Source organism: Psychromonas sp. SP041 (assembly GCF_000470315.2).
Taxonomy (GTDB): Bacteria; Pseudomonadota; Gammaproteobacteria; order Enterobacterales; family Psychromonadaceae; genus Psychromonas.
The window spans coordinates 164,908-184,302 of the sequence record NZ_CBRF02000002.1; the positions used below are offsets into that span (position 1 = coordinate 164,908).

General features: G+C 35.6%; 12 protein-coding genes. 8 read left to right on the forward strand and 4 right to left on the reverse strand.

Going from position 1 to position 19,395, the window contains the following annotated elements:
* Nucleotides 1-450: 450 nt before the first annotated feature.
* Both SP041_RS02135 and SP041_RS02140 read right to left on the reverse strand, forming a co-directional pair.
* Complete coding sequence (locus SP041_RS02135) at nt 451-2,121, reverse strand: methyl-accepting chemotaxis protein (RefSeq protein WP_025565621.1); 1,671 nt, start codon at nt 2,119-2,121, stop codon at nt 451-453.
* Nucleotides 2,122-2,706: 585 nt separating this feature from the next.
* Nucleotides 2,707-4,125, reverse strand: coding sequence for a GGDEF domain-containing protein (locus SP041_RS02140; protein WP_170968517.1), 1,419 nt, complete (start codon nt 4,123-4,125; stop codon nt 2,707-2,709).
* 1,000 nt (nt 4,126-5,125) lie between these two features.
* Between SP041_RS02140 and SP041_RS02145 the strand changes: the two genes are divergently transcribed.
* Nucleotides 5,126-6,403, forward strand: a complete 1,278-nt coding sequence (locus SP041_RS02145; RefSeq protein ID WP_025565625.1) for a hemolysin family protein — start codon at nt 5,126-5,128, stop codon at nt 6,401-6,403.
* A 106-nt stretch (nt 6,404-6,509) separates the two neighbouring features.
* On the opposite strand, the gene SP041_RS02150 is transcribed toward SP041_RS02145, so the two are convergent.
* A complete protein-coding gene (locus tag SP041_RS02150; RefSeq protein ID WP_025565626.1) occupies nt 6,510-6,770 on the reverse strand; it encodes a hypothetical protein in 261 nt (86 codons plus the stop codon).
* Between the two features lie 31 nt (nt 6,771-6,801).
* On the opposite strand from SP041_RS02150, the gene speA reads away from it, so the two are divergent.
* Together speA and speB are read left to right on the forward strand one after the other, a co-directional pair.
* Nucleotides 6,802-8,712, forward strand: coding sequence for a biosynthetic arginine decarboxylase (gene speA / locus SP041_RS02155; RefSeq protein ID WP_137297346.1), 1,911 nt, complete (start codon nt 6,802-6,804; stop codon nt 8,710-8,712).
* On the forward strand, nt 8,713-9,693 hold the full coding sequence (speB, locus tag SP041_RS02160) for an agmatinase (RefSeq protein ID WP_025565628.1): 981 nt from the start codon (nt 8,713-8,715) through the stop codon (nt 9,691-9,693).
* 300 nt (nt 9,694-9,993) lie between these two features.
* On the opposite strand, the gene SP041_RS02165 is transcribed toward speB, so the two are convergent.
* A complete protein-coding gene (locus SP041_RS02165) occupies nt 9,994-10,392 on the reverse strand; it encodes a CBS domain-containing protein (RefSeq protein ID WP_025565629.1) in 399 nt (132 codons plus the stop codon).
* 407 nt (nt 10,393-10,799) lie between these two features.
* Between SP041_RS02165 and SP041_RS02170 the strand changes: the two genes are divergently transcribed.
* From SP041_RS02170 to SP041_RS02190, 5 genes are all read left to right on the forward strand, one after another.
* The gene (locus SP041_RS02170; protein WP_025565631.1) at nt 10,800-12,992 is read left to right on the forward strand and encodes an MMPL family transporter; all 2,193 of its coding nucleotides are present in this window, start codon (nt 10,800-10,802) and stop codon (nt 12,990-12,992) included.
* Nucleotides 12,992-13,735 (forward strand): hypothetical protein, encoded by a 744-nt coding sequence (locus SP041_RS02175; protein ID WP_025565632.1) that lies wholly within the window; start codon nt 12,992-12,994, stop codon nt 13,733-13,735. The genes SP041_RS02170 and SP041_RS02175 overlap by 1 nt, the downstream gene beginning before the upstream one ends.
* Entirely contained in the window at nt 13,726-14,775 is a 1,050-nt protein-coding gene (locus SP041_RS02180; RefSeq protein ID WP_025565633.1) for a 3-oxoacyl-[acyl-carrier-protein] synthase III C-terminal domain-containing protein, read from the forward strand. Before SP041_RS02175 ends, SP041_RS02180 begins: the two co-directional genes overlap by 10 nt.
* Nucleotides 14,776-15,844: 1,069 nt before the next feature.
* Nucleotides 15,845-16,942: an alkene reductase gene (locus tag SP041_RS02185; RefSeq protein ID WP_025565512.1), complete on the forward strand. Its 1,098-nt coding sequence runs from the start codon at nt 15,845-15,847 to the stop codon at nt 16,940-16,942.
* Nucleotides 16,943-17,250: 308 nt separating this feature from the next.
* Nucleotides 17,251-19,131, forward strand: coding sequence for a hypothetical protein (locus SP041_RS02190; protein WP_025565511.1), 1,881 nt, complete (start codon nt 17,251-17,253; stop codon nt 19,129-19,131).
* Nucleotides 19,132-19,395: the final 264 nt, after the last annotated feature.

The following is a 19,395-nucleotide window of genomic DNA, read 5'->3' on the forward strand; positions in this document are numbered from 1 at the left end:
TGAAGTCATGCGAGCAGTGTCTCTATTTTATTCATTTTAACCTTTGGGCTATGAGCTATAGGTTATGAAATCAATAGAATAAAGTCGATATCGTGATTGGGAGAGTTATTAAGTCGTAGTTAGCATTAAGGTTAACGCTGACCTTATGCCACTTAGCTGTTTATTAAAGCACATCGTAAACTACGGTAGTAAATGACGTGTTCATTAAGCGATGTATTTATTAATATACCTAGCTAACTATCTACTTATCTACTCATTGACTCAAGCATGGTGAGGAATATGTTTAAGCTGTATTTTGTATTATGAAGTTAGCTTGTTTCTGACTTAAAAAAAATGCCATTCACTTTAAGTAAATAGCATTCGTTTGTTCGTCTTTTTTATAGTTAATATGTTGCTTTATTTAAACTATAGCTAAGTTAAAGTTAACATTAGTTATTACTGACTTTAAACTTAAACAGTGAACTTATTGGTCATATCAACAATTAATTTAGACTGCATTTCAAGGTTTTCAAACTGCGCTCTAACCTCCGCTGAGCTATTACCAATATCATCTGCAAGTGATGCAATACCATTAATACGTTCAGCAATTTCAGAAGAAACAGTAGATTGTTCACTCGCGGCTGTTGCAACTTGAATATTCATTTCAGACAACTGTTGAATAGACTGATTACTGCTCCCAATAATGTCACGAATGCGTCCCATTGCTTCAGTCACAACTACACGTTGTTTATCTGAGCGGGCCATATCGCCGACCGTTTTTTCAGTGCTCATTTGTAGTTTCTCAAGTATCTCTTTGATTTCTACCGTACTGTCTTGGCTACGTTTGGCGAGGCTACGAACTTCATCTGCTACGACTGCAAAACCTCGACCTTGTTCACCTGCTCGAGCGGCTTCAATTGCTGCATTAAGTGCAAGTAAGTTAGTTTGTTCAGATAGGCCTTCAATAACACTGAGTACAGAGCTAATTAAATTAACGTTACCGCCTAGTTCTGTCACAGAGTTCTCTACGCCAACCATTAATTCATTTAAATTATCTAGCTGCTCATTTGATACTTGTACTTGCTCCAATACAACTTGCATCTGTTTTTCAACAGAACTGGCCGATAAACGTGTTTGCTCAGCAGTGTTGGCTATTTCAGTAGAGGTGGATGACATTTCATCAATCGCTGTCGCGACTTGAATGGTTTCATTTTTTTGTTGATTAGATAGCTCTTCTAAATGAGCTTGTTGTTTACTAGACACATTTGCAATGTTATTTAGTTCATTACTTGTGCCTTTTAAGTTACGTATATCATCGCCCATTGAGCCGAGGAATAGATTAAAGTCATCTGCAATTTGGTCAAGTAAAGCTATTTGACTCGTGGGTAATAGTGCCGTTAAATCACCTTCTCCACCCGCTAGACCTCGTACCGAAGTACTTAAATTATTTAATGGGCGATAAATTCGATTGATTGCGATAAACACGACAATAGCAACAGCGATAAAACTCACAATAAAGAAGAAAATAGCTTGTTGTATTGCTTTATCTGCAACGTTTAAGACTTCTTCATCTATGATTCTTTGCGCTCGGTCTACGTCATCAATAAAAAATCCCGTTGAGATAATGACATTCCATTTGGGGATTAATAACGAATAAGAATATTTTGGAGAGCTTTCTTTTTCACCAGGTTTTGGGAAATAATAGATGGTAAAGCCTGATCCTGATTTGCCTGCTTCAATTATGTTTCTGACAATGTAATTGTCTTTTTTATCTTTAAGATCCCAAAAGTTTTTGCCAATTCCTTTATTTGAACCACTTTGTAGACGCACTCCATTAAAATTATAGGTAAATATGTAGCCTTTATTACCATCGTATTTTAAACGGTTAATTAGGGCTAATGCATCTTTTAAACCTTCATCACTAGGCATATCAATATACGGCTGAATCATAGAATGTGCTGAGTTTATAATTGTCACTAAGCGTTTCTTTTCTATTTCTATCGTATTTTCCCGCGTTACCTCACTCACTTTTTTTTCAATACTATTGGTGCTGTTAATTTCAATATATAAGCCAAGTACAGCTATTAAAATGAAAGGAATAAATACCAATAGGTATATTTGAAATTTCAAAGAACGTAACATTAAATACTCCATTAAACGTTATAGTTAATAATATGCTTTTTATCGATGTTTAAAATATAGTGCACATACTCTTTTCATATCAGAAATGAAGTGGAATCCTTTGTCACTGCATTTGTGAATACTATTGTTAGATTAAATTTTTTAATCGCTCAGTAGTATCATAATTAGTTATATATAGGTAGTTTGTTACGGGTAAAACTGAATTAGCGTCTTGTTTTACCAATAAGTTAAAATGCGGCTAATTTTCAACGTTAAGTCGTTCTTCTATATGCAGAGGAGGTTATTTATCAGGAAATTTATTTGTTGAATGAGGTGAGAGGGCGCTCGGATATTTCAAATGTTGAATAGTATTACCTTTAACCTTTAATCTTTAACTAGAAGCTATCCTTCCATTGTAGTGGCATATTGAAGTTACGTGGGTTTTATAGGTTTAAAAGGTTTTTTATAAAGCAGAATAGGTATTTGTCTCGCTATAAATTCGGTTCATACAGTATGTACAATTTGCTCTTCATACTCATGCTTAAGGTGTCCTGTTTACAACTGTTTTTATTGTGAGTTAGTTGTTCGTTAATTTTATTTATTGTATCACTCTGAAGTGATTTTATTTTTACCATTCTTTTTGGACGAATATAAGAAATTATCTACTCGTTTAAAGATTGAGTCTTTACAGTCTTGGCTGGTCATTTCTGTTAACCCGATACTTAACGTAATATTAACTTTACGATTTAGATTAAGGTTCAAACCTATATTTTTTCTTATTTTTTCAACGGCTTGTTTACTTTTCTCTAAATTGGTACTTGGGAAAATGACAATAAATTCTTCACCGCCTACCCTAAACAACATATCGCCATTTCTAATACTGGATTGTAGTACGTTCGAGATGCTTTTTAATACTATATCGCCAAAGCTATGACCATAATTATCATTTATTTGCTTAAAGTCATCCGCATCAAAAATAGCGAGAGAGAAAGTCGTACCATACCTTCTATATAAGGAGACTGATTTTTCTATATTTTCATCATAAGCTTTTCTGTTTTTAATACCTGTTAAAAAATCGATATAGGAGAGTTCTTTGTTAATCGTTATTTGATTATTTAATTTCGCTAACATTTGGTTATAGCTATCGATTAAAACACTGATATCTTTTATTGAAGAGCTTTGATCTTCTATTATCTGATTATCTTTAATCATTTTAGTGATAGAGGTTATTTTGTCTGTTATTTCTCTCTTTTTATAATATTCAAATAAAGTTAAAACCAGAAAAACAAGCATGGTTATAAACAAGAACGTGTTTAGGTTTTGTTGTAAATCCCTGTCTAACCTTGCCAAAGGAAAAGATGTTTTGATAAATAATAAAGTATCGCTTTTTTCACCAAATAAAGAGCCAGTAGAAGAATAAAAGTTTAGCGTGTTTTCCTTGCTATCAGTAAAGCTAATTAGTTTTTCATTCAATGGAATAAGTTTCACCAATGTTTTATTTAAGCTTATTTTTCTAGTGTCAGAGGTTGCTAACTTTTCTATTTCATTGCTTTTTAATGCTTGATTGATATCAAATAAAAAATTTTGTGTCAGGTTATGCGTGTATGCCTTGTGTTCTGCATTAGATTTAAAATCAATGGCTTTAATATTAATATCTTGTATAAAAAACTCAGTCGCCATGTATAAGTTTGTTTGGCTGGTTTCAGTTAATAAATATTGCAACTGTTTACTTATTTCTTCACTGTAATCTAAAGCAAATCCTATTTGCAGAATATACTGTCCATCGTCAGATACTTTTACTAAGTACCTTTTTAACCTCGAATCAAGGTCAAGTTTAGGTGAAGAAATATCAAGTTTAATGGTCTTGTTGAAGATCTTGTTAAACAGTTCTTTTACGGTTTTGAATTGTCCTAAATCAAAACCAATTTCTTTTTCATAGGATGCTTTTTCGATAATATAATCTTGATTGATCATGAAGATTTGGTATTTACCAAATTTTACATTTCGATTTAATTCATCTTCCATCTGCTTTAAATTCAAATGTGCTTTTTGATTGTTATATAACATTGATAATTGATCGAGCTTCTCGATGTTTTGACTTTCAGCTTGGATAAATTGATATTCAAGTTTATCGAATACAGATCTAAACTTTTCTCTCATCTCTAACGATTTTGTGTAACTGGCGTTTTTGAAGTTTTCTGAGGTGGTCTTATTGGAAGCAGCATACTGATAATATAAACCAATGAAGACGATGATAAAGACGCTCGCAAAAAAGAAAGCGTTGAATGCTCTTAAGCTTATTTTTTTATTGGAAAAATTATATATCCGCATAAATAGTCAAAATGTTAGTCGTTATCATTATCATTTTTTTTGTCTTTACAAGGTTAGTATTTTGATAGTACATGAATAATTAATAAAATAAAGCGTTCATGATCAAGCATTTGACACATCGTGAAGCCTTTTGGGGTAAGCCTTTAGCTAATTTTTAGATAAATTATAAACATCTAACGATGACTGTTTTTAACTTTTCTATTCAGTTTAGTTTTTAGGGTATTCATGAATTATTCTCGTTAAAATTATCTTATCTAACTATTCAAATAGGTACTCGTTTATATAGGCTGTTGTGCAGTGATTTATCTAGTTAATTACATCGTTAATTAGGATGGCTAAGCGATGAGTTCAGAACATAATTTAATAAGAAAAAATCTGTTCTGGTCTTATCAATAAAGCGAATATGCTTCTGTTAATCTCATTTTTGGATTTGTTTTTTATGCTTTAAAATCCTTTGTAAAACAGTTTTACAATATTTAACTTCCTGTTTTTATCTTTAAATTCAGTGGTTTATTTTGGTTTTGCTGGTGGGTTGCATGATTTGTAAAAATAACGATTGTCGAACTTGAAACTCGATCTATAATGCGCCTGATTTTACGACTGTAAAAGTGTGAATAGATTAATTGAAACACATTAAATATGTGTTAAATAGTTATTAATGAAGATAACGATATTGTGATGAAAGGGTTTAAAAATGAGTGATGTGTTGAGCATTGTTTTATTGATATTAGCAGGTGCAATATTTGCGATGTCGGAGATTTCTATTGCCGCTGCTAGAAAGATAAAGCTACGCGTGATGGCCGATGAAGGCAGTAGTAAAGCGCTTGAAGTGATTGAGTTACAACAGCAACCAGGTAACTTTTTTGCGATGATGCAAATTGCATTAAATGGTATTTCTATTCTTGGCGGTATTATCGGTGAGCAAGCATTAACACCTTATATTCGTAAAATGATCAGTGTCTTTTATCAAGGTCCATTATTAGGCGAAGTGAGCTTTGTACTTTCTTTTATTTGCCTAACTTCTTTGTTTATTCTTTTTGCCGATTTATTACCTAAACGTTTAGCTATTATCATGCCGGAAGCGGTTGCTATACGCATTGTCTCTTTAATGCGTTGGATAACCTTTTTGCTGATGCCTGCGGTTTTCTTATTCAACGGCTTAACCAATATGATGCTGCGTTTATTTCATATTCCGACAGAGCGTACTGAGTTGGTGACTACCGAAGATATTATCGCCATGATGGATGCCGGTGCCGAAGATGGCAGTTTGCAAAAGCAAGAATATCAATTAATTGGTAACGTATTTGATTTAGAAGTCAGTACCATTGGCAGTGTGATGACACCACGAGATCAGATTATCTTTTTTGATTTAGATGATAGTAGCGACGAGATCAGCAAAAAGATTATCGAGCAACCTCATAATGATTTTTTAGTGTGTGATGGTGGCTTGGATAAAATACGCGGCAGCATTGAATCGAAAGAGATTTTACGTTTAGTACTGAAAGGCGAGTTAGCACAAATACACCCAACAAAAGTCGACAAGGACCTTTTTTATCTTCCAGAAACATTAACGTTATCTGAAGCGTTAAATGCTTTTAAAGTGGCGGCACAACCTTTTGCTGTGATTGTCAATGAATACGCGACGGTAGTAGGCCTTGTAACCGTTAAAGATTTGTTGAGTAGCTTTATGGGGGAGTTAATTACTCATCAAGACGAAGAACAAATAGTGCAAAGGGATGATTCATCTTGGTTGATCGAAGGCTTAACGCCAATTAATGATGTGATGCGTTGTTTATCGATTGAGGAGTTCCCTAACCGTAATCAATACGAAACCATCGCGGGCTTTATGATTTACACTTTAAAGCGTTTACCTAAGCGTACTGATAATTTTATTCATCAAGGTTATAAGTTTGAAGTCTTGGACCTTGAAGGGGTACGTGTTGAGCAAATTTTAGTGACTAAATTAAAATAGTTACGCCCAAGTAGCTAAATAGCTTAACCCAAAGAGCTAATTGTTATTCAATTAACTAAACAGCTTAACTCAAAGAGCTAACTGCTTATCAATTAATCCAGCCACTTTATGGCCGTGGTTGGATTAATTGATGAGTTATTAATACCAAAACTTTTAATAGCCCCTGTAAATACTTCTGCCTTGTTATCTTTTCGTTTGTTTTTTGACCTTTATTTCCGCCTTCTAATCGATAAAACTGTATAGATAGCTTGTCTGTACAATTTTTTTGATTGATAACGCGAAAATTATTATCTAGACGTAATGTATTTATTGACCAATAATCCGCCTGAAATTTTTGCCATACTGTGATTTCAGATAACTGAATCACCATTACTCCTACATTAATGAGAGATCTAAATTTGCAACATTCAACTGATATGGACCGCATCCGCGCGGAATACAATGTTCGTTACTGGAGCCAAGGTTTTTATGGGATTAACGACCAAGGTGAGGTGTATGTATCGCCGCGCAGTGGGTGTGATCATCAGGTGGCATTAAGTGACATCGCAGCAGAATTAGCAGAGCGTAATTTAAGTATGCCAGCTTTGGTTCGCTTCCCTCAAATATTACACCAACGTGTGCATAATATTTGTGATGCTTTCAATCAAGCGATTCAAGAAGTGGATTACGATAACCGCTATTTATTGGTTTACCCAATTAAAGTGAATCAACAAAAAGAAGTGGTTGATGAAATTTTAGAAAGCCAAGCTGGACTAGAGCATAAGCAATTAGGTCTTGAAGCGGGCAGTAAGCCAGAACTATTAGCTGTATTAGCATTAGCGCAAAAAGCGAGTTCAGTGATTGTATGTAATGGTTACAAAGACAGAGAATACATTCGTTTAGCGTTAATTGGTGAAAAGTTAGGCCATAACGTTTTAATCGTATTAGAGAAGTTATCTGAACTTGATTTAGTGTTAGAAGAAGCACGCTCATTAGGTGTTAAACCTCGTATGGGGTTACGTATTCGCTTAGCATCACAAGGGGCTGGTAAATGGCAATCAAGCGGTGGTGAGAAATCTAAATTTGGGTTAGCAGCATCTCAAGTATTAACGGTTGTTGAGCGTTTAAAAGCAGAAAACCAATTAGATACATTACAACTTGTACATTTTCACTTAGGTTCACAAATGGCCAACATTCGTGACGTGCGTAATGGCGTTAGTGAAGCAGCACGTTTTTACTGTGAATTACGAGCGATGGGCGTGCCATTAGATTATTTAGATGTGGGCGGTGGTTTGGCTGTCGATTATGACGGTACACGTAGCCAATCTCATAACTCAATGAACTATAGCTTAGCGGAATACGCTCGTAATATTGTGATTACGATCAGTGATATTTGTAATTTATATGAACAACCTAAACCGGTGATTATTTCTGAGTCTGGTCGTTCATTAACAGCGCATCATGCGGTATTGATCACCAATGTTATTGGCGCAGAAACCTATAAACCAGAACAGTTTGATGCACCTGCTGAGCAAGGTTCTTTATTGTTACAAAACATGTGGAACAACTGGGAGTTATTGTCTGGAGGAAGTGATGACCGTGCATTAATTGAGATTTATAACGATACGCAAAGTGACATAGTAGAAGTACACAATCAATTTGCGACAGGCGTGTTAAATCTTCAAGAACGAGCTTGGGGTGAGCAAGTAGCTTTACGCATCTATTATGAATTGAGCTTACAAATGAGCACTAAAAATCGTTTCCATCGTCCGATTTTAGATGACTTAAATGAACGTTTAGCGGATAAGTTTTTTGTTAACTTTTCACTATTTCAATCATTACCTGATGCGTGGGGCATTGATCAAGTATTCCCAATTTTACCGTTGTCTGATTTACACAGAGCGGGTGAGCGTCGCGCCGTACTGTTAGATATCACGTGTGATTCTGATGGTGTTATCGACCAATATGTTGATGGACAAGGTATTGAAACAACCTTACCAGTCCCTGCATGGTCTGCTGATAAACCTTACTTAATGGGGTTCTTTCTAGTCGGTGCTTATCAAGAAATTTTAGGTGATATGCACAACTTATTTGGTGATACGCACAGTGTAGTGGTGAATGTACAAGAAGATGGTAGCTGGAATATCGATTCATTAAATGAAGGCGATACCGTGGAAGATGTAATGAAATATGTACATATTGATGTTGAAGCGATTCGTGATAATTACCGTGCTTTAGCGTCATCACGCGTGTCTGTTGAAGAACAGCAAGCTATTTTAGACGAGTTAGAGCAAGGTTTAGCGGGTTACACTTACTTAGAGGGCTTTTAAATGTCAGCTTCATCTAATGATCACCCTAACGGTGCGTTTAGTGATTTATTCACTAAAGAGGATTTTTCTTTATATTCTAATGCGATGACGTTTATGCGTCGTCCTTTAGTAAAGAATCCGTTAGCGGAAGAACCTTTGGCTGAAAATGCAGACGTGGTTGTACTCGGTGTGCCATTTGATATGGCAACATCAGGTCGTTCAGGGGCACGAATGGGGCCAGATGCGGTACGTCGTGCCTCGGTTAACTTATCATGGGAAAGTAAAAAATTCCCATGGGAGTTTAAACTGTTCGAACATACTAATGTGATTGATGCTGGCGACTTAGTATTTGATTGTGGCGATGCTGAAGACATGACACAACGTCTTGAAGCCGCGGCGGATCAAATATTAAGCAGTGGTAAAATGTTGCTCAGTTTAGGAGGGGATCATTTTGTCACGCTGCCTTTATTACGTGCTTATGCAAAGCATCATGGTGAAATGGCATTAATTCATTTTGATGCTCACACTGATACTTATAATAACGGCAGTCGTTATGACCATGGCACTATGTTTTACCATGCCCCTAATGAAGGATTAATTGATCCTAAATCATCGGTTCAAATTGGTATTCGTACTGAATATAAAAAGCAAGGTCATGGCTTTAATGTGATTAATGCAATGGAAGCGAACGATTTATCGGTTGAGCAAATAGTGTCGCAGGTAAAAGCGATTGTGGGTGATAAACCTGTTTATTTAACTTTTGATATTGATTGCTTAGATCCTGCTTTTGCACCGGGTACGGGTACGCCTGTATGTGGTGGTATTAGCTCGGATAAAGCATTAAAAATCATTCGTGCACTGCAAGGCATTAACTTGGTGGGAATGGATGTGGTTGAAGTATCACCTGCTTACGACCAAAGTGAGATCACTGCACTTGCTGCCGCAACCATTGCGTTAGAGTTGTTGTATGTTTGGACAGCGAATAAGTTATCTGCTGTTTAATTGTCTACTGACTATCCGTGGTTTATAGCAGTGTTTCTATATAAGACTTTTGTCTAGAAATACTATAGAGGCGATATAGGAGTAATATTGAAATGCTCCTATATAAAACATTGCTTGCTGAGTTTTGTACCTTAAATGGTAACGGGTATATATTTATGCCCGAGCTTCTAAATTAGAAGTTCGGGTCAATAAAGTGTTAATCAGTATTTTCTTTATTATCTAAGACATTAACTAATACAGCTGTCTCATTAAATATGCTTATAAAGTTCTTTTATAAGAAATCTATTTATAAGTAACCCATTAAAAATTATTATCTAATAGGGCTTTTAACACTCTGCGACGAGATATTACACCCACCACTTTATTGTTTTCATTGATAACAGGGTAGGTTTTAGGTTGAGGGCCAACCATCTTTTCTGCCAGTGAGAAAATCGTTTGATCTGCCTTAACACTCAACACTTCTTTACGCATGATATCTTGGACTAAACCGATACGTTGGTTGTGATAAGCAAATTGAGTCGTGACATGTAAGCATTCCTGTTCAGAAATCCAACCAAGTAGCGTGTTATCTGAGGCAATGACGGGTCCGCCTAAGGCTTCTTTTTTGATGAGCTCTATTGATGCAGTGATGACAGGCATGTCTTCATATATCTTCGCAAAATTAACATCCATATAATTTTTTACGATCATCTCTTTCATATTCAAATCTCCTTATTGTCTTATTGTATGAAGAATAGTGCTTATTAATAAATTATGCAATATAACAGTTTAGACCATGCGTTGAAGTATCTCCGTATTGGTTTTATATCTATTAATTATCGCTTTTAATATAACTAAAGCACTTTATTTAGCACTTGATTCTTTGTCCTTTAGTTATCATTTTTATTTATTTTCTTGCTAAAAAATCATTCACTGATCTATTCTTTTTATCTTAAGTCGATATAAAGAATACTTTTCTCTAATTTATATCAGCAATAAATCTGATATTAGTTATGTCTTCAATTTATGATAAATAATTGAATTAAAAAGAGGGCTGCTAAGGTCTTTTAATAATAACGATATCCAGTAAGTTTATTTAATTATACTTAATTTATGAAGACCAATACATGACCTTTAGCTACCTGACCACCACTGTAACGACGCGTTTTAGTTTCTTTTTTTGGTTACTATTATGCATTGTTGCGTCTATGGGACTAGGGCAGCTGAAGTTTGCAGTAGATTATACGAGTTATTTCTCTGAAGATGATCAGCGATTTAATCGCTTTCGAACATTTCAACGTGACTTTGCTCAAGATGATCAACTGGTGATTATTATTGAGTCCAAACAAGATAATAATATTAAAAAACATTTGCCGTTTATTAAAGACCTTACTTCTGCTTTATCTGATCTGTCTTTTATTAAAAAAGTGGGCGGTTTTAAAGAAAGTTACTTTAATCCATTATCTAGCGCATTACCGGTGAGAGGTAAACAAAACCCTGCATTAACAGAGTTTGTTGCAACGGATAATAGTGCCGTGTTATTAACTCTCTCCTTCAATCAGCACGATGCAGTCTCTGATTTTTTAACTCAATTAAATAGCACGAGGGATTTAATTAATCGTCAAATGACGCAATATGATCCTAAATTAGAGGTTTACTACTCAGGAGAGCTCGCACTTAATTGGCAATATGCTGAGGTATTGAAACATGATTTGATCTGGTTCTTACCCGGATTAATACTTTTACTCTGTATTATGTTGTGGCTAGTGATACCAGAAAAGTGGTGGATAGTTGGCATTGCAAGTTCATCATTTGTGGTTTTGATTTGTACACTGGGTTTAGCTGCATGGGGGAATTTTACTATTGCGGCTATTAGTGCTTTTGTCCCTGTCATTATTATTGTATTAAATGTGGCTTATGCAATGCACTTGTATTTTGATTGGCGTAACGCATGCGCTAATATCTACGGTAATACATCCTCTGATAGTGTGCTTAATTGCGATCATAAACAAGTTGCTTTAACCGCATTAATAACGTCGATGAAACGTAATATTAAACCTTTATTTTGGGGAAGCATAACCACTGCTTTTGGTTTTATTCTATTAAGGTTTAGCCCATCACCCCCCATCCAAGACTTTGGTGCAATGGTTGCTTTTGCTGTACTGATTAGCTTTCTTGTTAACTATTCTGTTTTAATTACCTTTGCTCGTTTAGCTCATTATAAAGTAATTTCAATTATTAATTTATCGCACTTTTGCGGACATTTATATCGGTTAGGTTGGTATTATCGCCGGGCTGTGTTGATTATTGTTGGAACATTGACGTTGCTGGCTGCAATTAGTTTAAGTCAATTACGTTTTGATGATGATGCGGCTAATTATTTTCCTACTGATAATGTATTTAGTCTCTCTAAGCAAGTAATGGAAACAAAGTTTAATGGGATAAATAATATAAATTTTGTTGTTGATACTAATACTGAATTAGGTATTACTGATGCATCCTATATTAAAAAAATTAATCAATTTAATCGTTTCTTAGCAAAGCAAGATGAAGTTATTAAAGTACATAGTATCGTTGATTGGCTTAAATGGTATGGGGTAGGGCAACATCAATTTAAGCAAATATTAACCGGTAATACGATACAAACGTTAGGTATTGAAAGACTGGTTAATGTAGACAGCAGCGCTAGTTTACTTCGAGTTAATCTTGTACCAATGAAAGCCAGTGAACTTATTGATTTTGAAGATAAAGTCTTAAGTTATTTAACATCAAATAATTTACATACATTGATTTCACCTCCGCTTAGTCAACAGCTTGTGTTTGCTCATTTAAGTCGTGAAAATTCATGGACTATGTTGAGTTCATTTATAGCGGCATTATTACTGCTTTTGACCTTGTTAATATTTCTAAAACGCTCGTTTAAATTAGCTTTGTTAGGGTTATTGGCGAACATGCTTCCGCTTGTGTTGGTCTTTGGATTTTGGCAATTCATTGGAGGCAGTTTAAGTTTAGGGTGTGCTGTGGTGATGGGGATGATTTTAGGCATTATTATTGATGATAGTTTACATTTATTATTAAAAGTGAGTGAGAGTGAGTCAAGTGAAATAGATTCTACACTTAATGGATTTCGGGAGGTAATACCTGCTATTACTTTTACTAGTATTTTATTAGTTTTAGGGTTTTCTTTAGGTCTTAATTCAGATTTTTTCCCTATTATTGAATTAAGTTTTCTCTCTTTGTTAACTATTTTTATTGCTTGGTTGTTTGACTTCATTGTATTGCCCGTTTGTTATCGTTTGGCAATGCGAGGTGAACGTTAATGAATAATCAATCTTCCCGTTGTTTTCCACTACCTAAAATAAGCCAGGCCGCATTAGACAAATTTATACTATCTGATAATGCTAATGGAAAAAGAATAGAGAAATGGATAGCCTTACATGCTAAGAATGTTAAAACATGGGAGATAACGGATCAATACGCACTCGCACATCTTATTCCTTTAATATTGTGCGGTGAACAATCGGCTCAGCTTGTATTTAATCAAGAAATTAATCGTTTATTTAGTGAAAACCAAGACGATAATCAAACGATGATTAAAAGCTTACTGGAAGTGGAAGCTGATGAGCATCGGCATGATCAAGCTTTACAAGCAATACTTAATGCGTTACCTATTATTGAAAATAAGCGTCATATTCAACGTCAAGCACAACGTTTTTATGCTCAACTTGGGCGTGGAGAAGACCGTTGTCAGCATTTTATTAAAATTGCCACTTTAGACGCTTGTGTAACGCAAGTAATGCATGAATTTGAACATTGCTTATTAGGCGTCAATCATCCATTTTCTCACCTTTGTGGACTTATTAAAAAAGATGAAGCTAAGCATGTTTATGTCGCGAGACATCATGCTCAAGCTTTAGGTGCCACCTCTGCAATGTTTAGGAAAGAGCAACACTCGGTAAGTCATTTATTACATCAGTTACTCGATACTCAAGTTGAGCATTTTCACTTTTTGGGTGTAGATTTAAATAAAATATTCACAAATTTGGAGAGAAAATGGCAGTAACTTTTGCCCCGTACGACCTAAATTTACTCGCAATTAGCGCTGTATTACCGCCACAACATGTTACTAATCAACAACTAATTAGTGCATTAGAAACATTGTGTGGAAAATCTGCTGCCAGAAAAGCAAGTATCATTGCTAAACGATTAGGTATTAAAGAACGCCATTTAGTACGTGATTTAACTAAACCTTTAAGCGAATGTTTACCTTCGAGTATTGATATGAGTTTAACTGCATTAAATGATGCATTAACACAATCGAATATTCCTGTTGAATCAATAAGTTATCTACTTAGCCATACTTGCACTCCTCATACTCAAGTACCTCCTAATGCTGCTTGGGTTGCTGACCAAATGGGCTTAATCAGCCCTTATCTTGAATTACGTCAAGCTTGTACTGGCTTTGCTAATGCGTTGCAAATAGCTAGTGCGTTTAGTGCCACCGATTCTCGACCTATTGCCATTGTAGGGTGTGAGACTGGATCAGTATATTTTGATATTAATGAACAGTTTATTACTACCTCTCAAATGGTTAATTATATGCAAATGGGGGATGGGTGTGGGGCTGTGATTGTTCAAACTGCTACAGACCCAAGACAACTTATAAGCGATATTTATATTGGACAGATTGGGCATAATAAACAACCAGGCTTTTATCTAGATGGTGGTTCAAATACAGTTGGAACAGGTAACATGGCTCGCTTTCATCATAATACTCAGGCCGTTAAAGATAATGGTGAACAACTATTTGAATTAGGCTTAAAAGCAGTATTATCTCGTGGTTATCAGCTTGATGACTTTCGCTATATTTTACCGCATCAAGCCAATGGTCATATTGATTTGATGATGGCTAAGAAGTTAGATGTACACCCTGATAGGATCGTTAATGATGCACAAGTTCTTGGGAATTTAGGGTCCGCTGCAATATGGGTTAGCTTAGCAAGATTAGTTAATTCAAAAAAATTAAATGCAGGTGATAAAGTATTGGTGTTAGGTGCTGAAGCGACTAAATACCTTTATGGTGGTTTTGTTTATACTCATTAATTTATACGCCCGTTACGATTCAATGTTAAAAATTCAGCAAGCGGTGAAGTGAACAGATTCCAGGCAAAAAGAGGAAGATCTAACGGATTAAATCGACACTTTCTAACAACGAAGGTCTTTACTTCGCAGTTTGCCCTTTAGGTCGTTAGCTGGAAAGCCAACCCTACGTTGCCACCTTCGGTAAGGACTCGCCATTGTTATCATGTTGCGCCTTGGTTTGGAGTTCAAACTAACGAATGAACAATGAACAATGAACAATGAACGGCAACAGGTATAGGCATAATAATACCGATTACATTAAATATGTTATCTAAATTTTGCGCTGGAAAAACAGTTCAATTCAAGGCGTAAATTGATGTAAATGGCTGTTCCCTTTACGAAATTTATAACGAGGAAGTGGGCTGTTTTAACAAGTAAAATAGATAAGCTATTTATTGTGATTGGTATAAATTTTGAATGACTCCTTTTCCTTTTGATATTTAATTAATAGGCTTAACGCTCACCCAATGAGGTTGTAAATCATTTCCTTTCATTTTTAGCAAGGCACCATGGCGTTCCTTTTAATATAACCAAAAATTATTATAATGATAATTAATCATAATTTTATATTTTCAGTGGCAAGCGTATCTTATGGCTTATGGAAATAATTAAACACTTCTCATCATGCCAATTTACATTAATACCGATTACATTAAATAAGAGATCTAAATTTTGTGCAGGAAAAATGACTTAGTTTAAGGCGTAAATTGAGCTAAATGGTGTTCCCTTTACGAAATTTACAACGAAGAAATAAGTTATTTTAACCAGTAAAATAGATCAGTTAATTAGTGTGATTGGTATAAATATAGAATCTAAATTTTACGTCGATAAGGCATCAATTTAAGGTGTAAATTGATGTCTTTCGAAGATTAACTTCGCTAATTGATGCTGCATTTGCAAAATTTACAACTAACTAGCGGCTTTTTTAGTTAAAAAGTAGATTTGAGATTTATTGTAATGGGTTTAGAAGAATAATAATTTCAGACAATGAACTATTTAAGATCCAATGGCTTTTTTAAAGGTAAATATAATGACTGACTCACTATTTCAACCAATCCAATTAGGTAAATTTTCATTAAGAAATCGTATTGTGATGCCACCCATGACACGCTCTCGTGCAACTCAACCTAGTAATGAAGCGAATGACATCATGGCTGAGTATTATTCACAAAGAACAGGGGCTGGGCTTATTGTGAGTGAAGGCACACAAATCTCTGCATTAGGTCAAGGCTATGCTTGGACACCTGGTATTTACAGTGAAGCACAAATTGCGGGTTGGAAAAAAGTAACCGATGCAGTACATGAAAAGGACGGTGTAATGTTTGCTCAGCTTTGGCATGTTGGTCGTGTTTCACATCCAGACAATACAGGTGGAGTACAGCCTATCTCTTCTTCTGCTTTGAAAGCAGATAACGTTAAAGTTTTTGTTGATAATGGAGTGGGTGCACCAGGCTTTGTTGATGTAGCCACACCGCGTCAAATGACTAAAGCGGACATAAATAATGTTATTGAAGAGTATCGTCAAGCCGCACTAAATGCGATAGAAGCCGGTTTTGATGGTATTGAATTACATGCTGCCAATGGTTATTTAATTAATCAATTTATTGACTCTAATGCCAATAATCGCACCGATGAATACGGTGGAAGTATTGAAAATCGTTTACGCTTTCTTGCCGAAGTGGTTGCTGCAATGGTTGAAGCAATCGGTGCAGGACGTGTTGGTGTACGTTTAGCACCGTTTACTTCATTAAATGGGACGGTTGATGAAACGCCTGTTGAAACTTACAGCGCAGCTGCGGCATTATTGAATACACATAATGTTGTGTATATTCATATTGCAGAAGTGGATTGGGATGATGCGCCAGAAACACCATTATTATTCAAAGAAAATGTACGTGCGGCTTATCACGGTATTTTAATTTATGCTGGTCGTTATGATGCTGAAAAAGGTGAGCAGGCATTACGAAGTGGTTTGGCAGATATGATTGGTTTTGGACGTCCTTTTGTGTCTAATCCAGATTTACCAAATCGTATTAAACATGGTTATCCTCTAGCCTCCCATAACCCTGATACTTTATTTGGTGGAGCAGAAAAAGGTTTAACTGATTACCCAGAGTATGATCAATAGCTTTTTATAACGACTACCTGATAACGATTACCTAATAACGACTATGTAACTTCTAGATAGTCGTTACTAGCCTTATTTTCATCTCTACTTAACTTATTTGTAATCTATTTATAGTCCATTCGCTATTCACTTCTTCATTTCCTTTAAGTTGTTGTTAACTTCTTTTTATTGATTATTACTTCCTATATCCCTATTTGGATAGTTTTTTAACTTGTTGATTTTATATCAATAAAAAGTTGGATTTAATATATTGTATAAAATACAATACGAGTGATTATCATTTACTTTAAGGTGTAAAATAGAATTATATGGATATTAGATTAACGAAAGCTTTTGTACTGTGTTCTGTTGCTGTTTTAACGGCAGCTTGTAATGACACAACGACTGAAGAAGCAGTAATAGTGAGTGGGCAATTAAATGTGCCTGTTTCAGGGGTAAATTATCAAACAGATACGCTTTCTGGTACGACTGATGAATTAGGTTCATTTGAATATCGAAATGGCGAGAGTATTACCTTTAGTTTAGGTGAATATAGTCTTTCGGCTGTTGAAGCTAGCGATCAAATAACGTTGGCTTCTTTAGTGGGAGAAGAAAGGTTTCAAGAAACTCAAACGGTTAAATTATTAAAAGCGATGATCGCGCTTGATGATGACGACGATGTTTATAACGGACTAACATTGGATACGACTGGGTTAAATGAGGCGAGTGCTGAGTTTGCTAGTATTTCTGATATTGAATACTCAGAGATTACCAATGGATTAGGGGACGCTAAAGTTTATGCTTATTTGAAATGGATGAACGTTGATAACACAATCATGATGTCTGCTGGCAACCACCATACTCTAGGGTTATCGGCTGAAGGAAAGCCTTTTAGTTTCGGTGAAAACTATGCGGGTATTGTTTATGCAGAATCACCTAGCCGTTATTGTGGTAGTGAGTTACGCAATAAATTAGGTCGTGAATCTGACCAAGATCTTGAGCCTGGTACTGAGCTTGATGAAGAAGGCAGAGATACTTTAACCGATGAAGAAAATGAATGTTATATCGAAGGTAATATTGCACGCCAATACGGCCTTTATAATGCAAATTCTGGTTGGATGACGTTAACTAATGACACTTTAACGTTCAACAGCGTTTCTACTGATCAAGTTGATGGTGCGTTAGTGACTAGCGAAGGGAGATTGTTTGTTTTCGGTCCCAATTATAGCGGTGAGCTAGGGACTGGCAATGAAAGTCCTGTTACAACACCTGTTGAAGTGATTTTACCCGATGAAGAATTGGCTGTTTATGCAACGTCAGGGACATCCAGTAGTTATGTTGTTACACGTTCAGGGAAAGTCTATTCAGCGGGTGGTAACGGCAACCTACAATTAGGTCGCTCAGAGGAGTCATCTGACGATCAAAATACGTTTGGTTTAGTACTTATTCCAGAAGATGAAGTGATTGTTGATGTTGCAGTACGTGATCATCATGTTTATGCCTTGACTGAAAATGGTGATGTCTACTCTTGGGGAAATAACTCAAGTAACGGTGAGCTTGGTGACGGCAGTGTTAGTGTGGATCGTTCGACCCCATTAAAAATATTAGAAGGTAAAGATATTATTGCTGTTGAAGCTGGAGCTGATTTTGGCTTAGCGGTAGATAATGCGGGTACAGTTTATGGCTGGGGCTACAACGGTTTTGGTGCATTAGCACAAGGTACACCGACAGTGAGCGGTACTATTTATAAAATATCTGATATTGAAAATATATTAATACCTGAAGTGATTGTTAACTTGTCGACAGGATCTGATGCTATGGGAAGTGACCGAATTATAGGTTTCCAAGGTGGAAGTCGTAATGCGCAGGCGATTAGCTTAAATGGTGATGTTTACTCTTGGGGTGATATGGGAACAGGTTATTTTGGTAATGGTTATGAGGTTGATGAATCAGGTATCGAACGTCAAATCTCTATTCAACCAGTCAAAGTCGCTGATTTAGATGCACCTTTTATTGTTTCAATAAGTGCAAATACCTCTAGCCACTTTGCAGTAAGTGAAGATAATATTGTTTATGCTTGGGGCTCTGGTAGTGATGGTCGATTAGGTGTTTCACAAGATATTTGCGCAGAAGACTCGCTTAGCTTGTACGGCGAAGAAGCCTCATCATCTGTTTGCTATACACCGATTGAAGTGTCAGTAACGCCTTAACTATTAACTATGAAGTATAAAACATAAAAGTACCAAAGGTGGAAAGCGAAAGTTTGCTACCTTTTGGGCTATACTTCTAAATTATTAAGACCTATCAGTCATTTTTTATTGATAGGTCTTTTTTGCTAATAGGCTTTTTAATAGTACTTTTTTATCGTTCTTAGCTATTCATTCTTTATTTAAAATTGCAGCAGTACATAGAATTCTCTACACTTTCCTACGCTATGACTAAATCCCCAACCGCTCTTAATAAATAAGCTTAAA

Coding starts and splice junctions, on each gene's coding strand:
- SP041_RS02145 (WP_025565625.1), top strand. CDS start 5,126: ATGAGTGATGTGTTGAGCATTGTTTTATTGATATTAGCAGGTGCAATA.
- speB (WP_025565628.1), top strand. CDS start 8,713: ATGTCAGCTTCATCTAATGATCACCCTAACGGTGCGTTTAGTGATTTA.
- SP041_RS02185 (WP_025565512.1), top strand. CDS start 15,845: ATGACTGACTCACTATTTCAACCAATCCAATTAGGTAAATTTTCATTA.
- SP041_RS02140 (WP_170968517.1), bottom strand. CDS start 4,125: ATGGAAGATGAATTAAATCGAAATGTAAAATTTGGTAAATACCAAATC.
- SP041_RS02165 (WP_025565629.1), bottom strand. CDS start 10,392: ATGAAAGAGATGATCGTAAAAAATTATATGGATGTTAATTTTGCGAAG.
- SP041_RS02190 (WP_025565511.1), top strand. CDS start 17,251: ATGGATATTAGATTAACGAAAGCTTTTGTACTGTGTTCTGTTGCTGTT.
- SP041_RS02175 (WP_025565632.1), top strand. CDS start 12,992: ATGAATAATCAATCTTCCCGTTGTTTTCCACTACCTAAAATAAGCCAG.
- SP041_RS02135 (WP_025565621.1), bottom strand. CDS start 2,121: ATGTTACGTTCTTTGAAATTTCAAATATACCTATTGGTATTTATTCCT.
- SP041_RS02170 (WP_025565631.1), top strand. CDS start 10,800: ATGACCTTTAGCTACCTGACCACCACTGTAACGACGCGTTTTAGTTTC.
- SP041_RS02180 (WP_025565633.1), top strand. CDS start 13,726: ATGGCAGTAACTTTTGCCCCGTACGACCTAAATTTACTCGCAATTAGC.